At 41.7% G+C, this 5,741-nt stretch carries 3 protein-coding genes and 1 pseudogene; 3 read left to right on the top strand and 1 reads right to left on the bottom strand.

Annotated features, from left to right (window positions below; genetic code table 11):
- Positions 1–1,712 (top strand): type IV conjugative transfer system coupling protein TraD (gene traD, locus AACW75_RS21605; protein WP_237297954.1); only part of this gene is annotated, 1,712 nt, incomplete at its 5' end.
- 189 nt (positions 1,713–1,901) lie between these two features.
- Positions 1,902–4,160 carry an endo-beta-N-acetylglucosaminidase gene (locus AACW75_RS21600; protein WP_016800117.1) on the top strand — a complete coding sequence of 753 codons (2,259 nt, stop codon included), beginning with the start codon at positions 1,902–1,904 and terminating at the stop codon, positions 4,158–4,160.
- 139 nt (positions 4,161–4,299) lie between these two features.
- Here AACW75_RS21600 and tnpA read toward each other — a convergent pair.
- Positions 4,300–4,502, bottom strand: a pseudogene (tnpA, locus tag AACW75_RS21595) (IS200/IS605 family transposase); the annotation flags it as partial.
- A gap of 405 nt (positions 4,503–4,907) precedes the next feature.
- Between tnpA and AACW75_RS21590 the strand changes: the two are divergent.
- Positions 4,908–5,648, top strand: coding sequence for a hypothetical protein (locus AACW75_RS21590; RefSeq protein WP_237297953.1), 741 nt, complete (start codon positions 4,908–4,910; stop codon positions 5,646–5,648).
- Positions 5,649–5,741 lie beyond the last annotated feature (93 nt).

Below are 5,741 nucleotides of genomic sequence, written 5' to 3'. Positions count from 1 at the left end.
TGCTCGCCATGAGTTTCTTTAAACGACAAGGCGAAAAGCAAAGTGAAGATTTCCACGTTCGAGGCTTTCAATACGCCGAACCCAAAGTGCTCACAAATGATTTGAAAAAACGGGCAAAGAAACTCAAAAGACAGGGTGTAGGCAACGGACGGATTTCTGATTTCAAAGTGGATGGGCTGGCCTTGTTTAAGCGTGAGTTTGAAGTTCAGCATATGCTCATCGACGGCACCACAGGGGCAGGTAAATCCGTCATGCTTCGTAAACTCCTGCGCTGGATACGTAAACGTGGGGATAAAGCCATTATTTATGATAAAGGCTGCACCTTTACCAGTAAGTTCTTTGACCCTAGCCAAGATACCTTACTCAACCCCTTCGATGAACGCTGCGCCAATTGGGATGTCTGGTGTGATGCTAAGGATGCCCCTGATTTTGAAAACATTGCGAACGCGCTTATCCCGCAACATGGTGAAGGTGATCCGTTCTGGGTTGATTCCGCACGGACTATCTTTTCAAGTGCGGCGTATCGCATGAGCCAAGATGACAAGCCCTGCTCGACCGCAAGGCTGCTTAGCCTGATACTCACGTCTGAACTTGAAACCCTGGGTAATTTCCTGCAAGGCACAGAGTCTGCTTCCCTGGTCTCTAAAGACATCAAAAAGACGGCCATCTCCATTAAGTCGGTGCTCGCCACCTACATTAAGAGCCTACGCTTTTTAGATGGCTTGGATGATAAAGACGCGAAAGGAGAGCCCAAACGCAAACCGTTTTCCATCACCGATTGGGTACAAGATGATAAACAAAAAGGCTTTTTGTTCTTATCGAGTAACGCGCAGCAACACGCTTCACTGCGTCCTTTAATTTCAACTTGGCTTGCCATTGCCTCTAACGCTATTTTGGGACTCAAAGCCGATGAAGACCGCCGTATCTGGGTGATTATGGATGAGATGCCTAGTCTGCATAAACTGCCTGAGCTGGATAACATCATTTCAGAAGTGCGTAAGTTTGGGGGCTGTTATGTGATTGGTCTCCAGTCTTATGCGCAGCTCGTGAAAACCTACGGAAAAAATACCGCGGACGTTATTTTTGATTTACTCAACTCTCGCTTTTACTTTCGCGCCCCATCAGCGCAGATGGCGCAAATCTCATCCAAAGATTTGGGTGAGCAAGAGGTGGACGTCTCAAGAGAGAACATTTCTTACGGTGCAAATGCGTTGCGTGATGGGGTATCGATTGGTCACCAAACCGTCACCCGCCCTGTTGTCTCTAGCAGTGAAATCCAAGCCATGGATGATTTACAATGTTACCTTCGCGTACCAGGAAGCAGCTTTATCACTCAATTAGAGTTGCACTTTGATAAGATGCGAGATGTGACACCAGCCTTTATCAAACGTGAACACACCCTATCTCCAGCGATGATTAAAGCATACCAAGAAGCCGTTTACTGTGAGTGTGTTGCTCCAGGGCTTTTCCTTAGTGAAGAAGAGCGTAATGCTCTCTCAACCCGCCAATCAGAGCAATTTGACACTGCAGAAGAGATGAAGCTCGAGACAGCCCAAATCAAAGAAGCCACGCAAAGCAAAACAGTCAAAAATCTTGTCAATGATGATGCAGAAAATCTCAAATCAGACGGTCACTATCAAAAGCGCGCTCAACAAGATCTCGAAGAGTCGGCGATATCTCAAGATATCGGGATGGACGATATATCTGAATGATGAAAGGGAAAATAGCTAAATATTACCATGAGATGATAGAAGAGCAATTTATATAAATAATGAATAATTTAATATATAAGATTATTTTTAAGGCGTCTAAATAGGGGTAATTATATTTTCTATAAATCATAAACCACCTTAAATCTAACCTCAGTCAGAGTACAGGGTAAATTATAGAGAGGTCTTTATATGGAAAAGCAAAGAGAACGACGTCAATGGGGAACTTGGATAAAGAGTGTTTTCATCTTTTTTATCGGAGGGTTAATTTTTAGTTCACAAACCTATGCCCAAGGGAAAAAAACCTACACTTGGTTTATCAATAAGCCAAATAATGCAACCTCGTCAGTTCCTTCCTTGAAGGATCTAACTGTAAATGACATCTTGAGTGATGAAGATTACTTGAGTAAAAATACGAAAGAAAGACAGACTGGTATTCTCGTTGATGGGGTTATTCAACCTTGGGTTTATCATTGGGCTAGAATAGAAGATCGTCTAGATCCAGATACTGCCTTAAACAAGCTAAATCATCGTTATACCGCCCTAGTCCGTCCTAGGGCTACATTAGAAAGAATTCCTGACGCTATCACTAGCCCTGACCGTGTTCGATTTGATTATTGGGATTATCTTGAAGGAATGGTCTTTTGGGGAGGAAGCTCTCAAGAAGGCACAATTTTAGCCCCTGACCCTCAATGGATTGAAGAAGCTCATGTGAAAGGAGTCAAGATTTATGGCAGCGTCTTTTTGCCTAGTCTCTCCCATGGAGGAAATTTTCAAGATTGTCGAGATTTAGGGACAGTCAGTTTGATGACAAAGCTCATTGAATTGGCTGACGGACTGAATTTTGAAGGATGGTTTTTAAATGTTGAAAGTTTTTCTGGGGAGCAACAGCGAGAAACCTGTATTAATCAAATTGATTCAGCGCTAAGTGACAGTAGGATTACTACATTACAACAAGAAAAAAATATAGAATTTATAAAATATATTGGTTCAGAGGGCTATAGTGGTTGGATATCAGACGCCGATATTACTCCAAATGGCTTTATAGAACCAAGAATGAAAGCATCTCCTCATAGTAATGAAGTCGATTATTATCTCATTAGTGAATATGGTGCAGAAGCTTTAAACGAGATCAGAAATCCTGCTAAGTTCAATTCAAATAAGCAATATCTTATGTTTCCCAATGCTTCTTATTGGGGGCAGTTAGATCAGACAACTAAGTATACTATAAAAGTAGGTGCCCGAAACAATGCGGAACAAGTCGCCAAGCAATATTGGGAAGGAATGTTGGGTAACGATGAGCGTAAAGAATCAGAGGAGTATAATTGGAATGGTGTTTCTCAATATACTAAGAAGCGGAGTACAGATGCCCAGCTAGAACGTTTTCCTGTTCTTGCCTATCAGGATATTAATTTTCAAGGATCCTTGACCCATCTTAATTACGGAAGGTCTTCTGCTGAAGAGATAAATGCTATAGGAGAGATTTCGTCGATTAAGGTAGGGCCAAAAAGTTACGTTCGCTTATGTAAAAGTACTGATTATTCAAATTGTTTGACTGTATGGGGGCTGGATCTTGATTTTGTGGGCGAAGAAATGAACGATTCTATTGTCCATCTTGAGGTTGGTCCGCTTGAACTATACCCAGAAAATGTTGTTTTCTATACTGATCAGTACTTTCAAGGCCAAAAGTTGACTCTTGATCGAACTAACGCATTCTACGATACAACTGACATTTACGACAGGGCATTCTATCGATCAATTTCATCTTTGGTTGTGCCTCCAGGGAAAAAAGTACTCCTTTGTAATACAAGGACGGAAGACAGTTGTCAATTTCCCTATACTGGTACGGTAAAACTCGTAGCTGCCTCTGACAATGACGTCACACGTGGGGTTAAGATAATTGACCAACCGCAATTAACTTTAGCGACACTCTTTGCTCATCGAGACCAACAGCCTCCATTGTTTGAAATGCTCCAGCTTAACCATGTTTACAATGCTTCAGAGCTAGGGGATGTAGGTATTACTAGTTCTTCTCTTAGGTTGCACGATAAACAATATCAAGTGAAAGCTTGCCTTCAATCTAACCTAGGGGGCACATGTGATATCTACTATGCTGATAGTAATTATTTTGGTGATTTAAGAAATGACTCTTATCGCTCTTTTGTTATTGAAAAGCGTGATTTGAATAATGTTATAGGCCTCGCTTACATGGACCTTCAGTTACATGGACCTCAATATCCTTTGCTGACAGGGACGAATGAGAACTTCCCTGATATTTTTAGGGGAGGGATCTCTTCAATAAAGCTGCTCCTACCCGGCTATGAGTTTTCTTATTGCCTTACCGATAATCAACAAAATTTGGAATGTACTGGTTATAGGAGCAATGATTCTCTTGGTTTATCATCTGATTATGATGATAACAGAACCTTATCTATACGTATTCGTGAATAATTTTTTTAGGGTCAAGAAGGACTTTAAATTGAAATTTAAGGGATCCCAATAAGGTTAGCAATTTCGCCTTATATCCTCGCTCGATCGGGCGGGGATATAAGGCGTCAGTCGCGATAGCGGCTTAATCTGGTGTTAGGTGTTATTGGCTTTCTACATATGCTTTAAGAGTTTCTATTGTTGCCCCTCCTGCTGTACAAGCAAAGTAATATCGCGACCATAAGCAGCGCTTTTGCTTTGCCTTGTTAGGTGGGTATCCTGCAATCTAAGCATTCTTGATGATATGGATTTGAGGTTATTCACCATCACGCTAATTGACAACTTTGGCGGATATGATAACAAGACTAATAGGGAAAATTTGCAGAATGGAACGATCAAAAACACTGCATTTTAATAACTTAAATTTCCAACGCTAGTACTACTTGGAGAGCCTCACCCACTCTTGCCTCACGTTGTTTCCCTCAATGGAGAGCACCAATGAAACCAAGATTCCGACACAAACGTCAACACAGTGCGCGATTAAAAAACTAAAACACCCACCATGATATGTCCCCTGAAAAACAACCCGAATCACTCTTTGTTCTCGATATGCTCGACGGCAACGACTGGTGACCCCTTGTACTCACTAATCCAGCTTACGCAACATAGAGGTTACACCCTAGAGCCTTATCATCACGATTAATCACTCAACCCCCGTCCCAAGCCTTGCCATTGCAAGGCTTTTTTACGTTCATTTATCAAGGAATTACCATGTCAAGTAAGACCATCTTGAATTCTGACCATTTACCGATATTAAAAAAACAATTACACACTATTCTCAATCAACTTACCGATGCTGAAATTATTTCAAACAGCCCAATTGAAAAAAACACATGGTTATCGATTTGTGCTCAAGCGATAGGTTATAGCGACTGGGACGACTTAAAAGCGCAGACAGTAACGCACCACGTCTCAGCCCATAACATTGTATTTAACCAAGTGTCCATTATCCCTTTTATTCAGAGCGTGAGGGTAAGTCTAGGAGAGCACATCGACAACATTGAAGGATTTGCCTGTGTCATTCTAAGGAACTTAACTCCCGAAGAGCGAAACGCCATGAACGGCAAGGAAGGTGATCTTCCACCCTTACCCAAAGCCCCGACGTCCTATACATTAGAACTAGGTCCCAATACTGTTTATGCTTCCGACCTTTTAGATTGGCTCTGGCCTACCACCAAAAATCACCAAGTGGCCCCTATAAATAATCACTATTTAGAGCACGTGAAAGAAAAGCGAATTAACTTGAGTAAGCCACAAGTAAAAAAGCGCTCATTAGATGTTTACCCGCGCTCTGGCATGTTAGTAAGGGACATCTTAGGACAACTGGTTTCAGAGGGGTATCTAGAATTCAACGACACGCAAACATGCGTATCTTTTACACAAAAAGGTTTCAATTATTTAAATGGAAAAATGACCAATGTAGTGGTCAACAAATACCGGACACTGACTTAAGCCGATTTTCGGCATTTACTGGCGACAGCCCATCATTTGCTTGATGAGGCCGTTGCCGATTATAGTAACTCATCAGGTAATGGCTGATGTCTT

The organism is Vibrio sp. L3-7, from assembly GCF_963898195.1.
Taxonomy (GTDB): domain Bacteria; phylum Pseudomonadota; class Gammaproteobacteria; order Enterobacterales; family Vibrionaceae; genus Vibrio; species Vibrio echinoideorum.
This window is presented reverse-complemented; position numbering and strand designations above follow the sequence as displayed.

Coding starts and splice junctions, on each gene's coding strand:
- AACW75_RS21600 (WP_016800117.1), top strand. CDS start 1,902: ATGGAAAAGCAAAGAGAACGACGTCAATGGGGAACTTGGATAAAGAGT.
- AACW75_RS21590 (WP_237297953.1), top strand. CDS start 4,908: ATGTCAAGTAAGACCATCTTGAATTCTGACCATTTACCGATATTAAAA.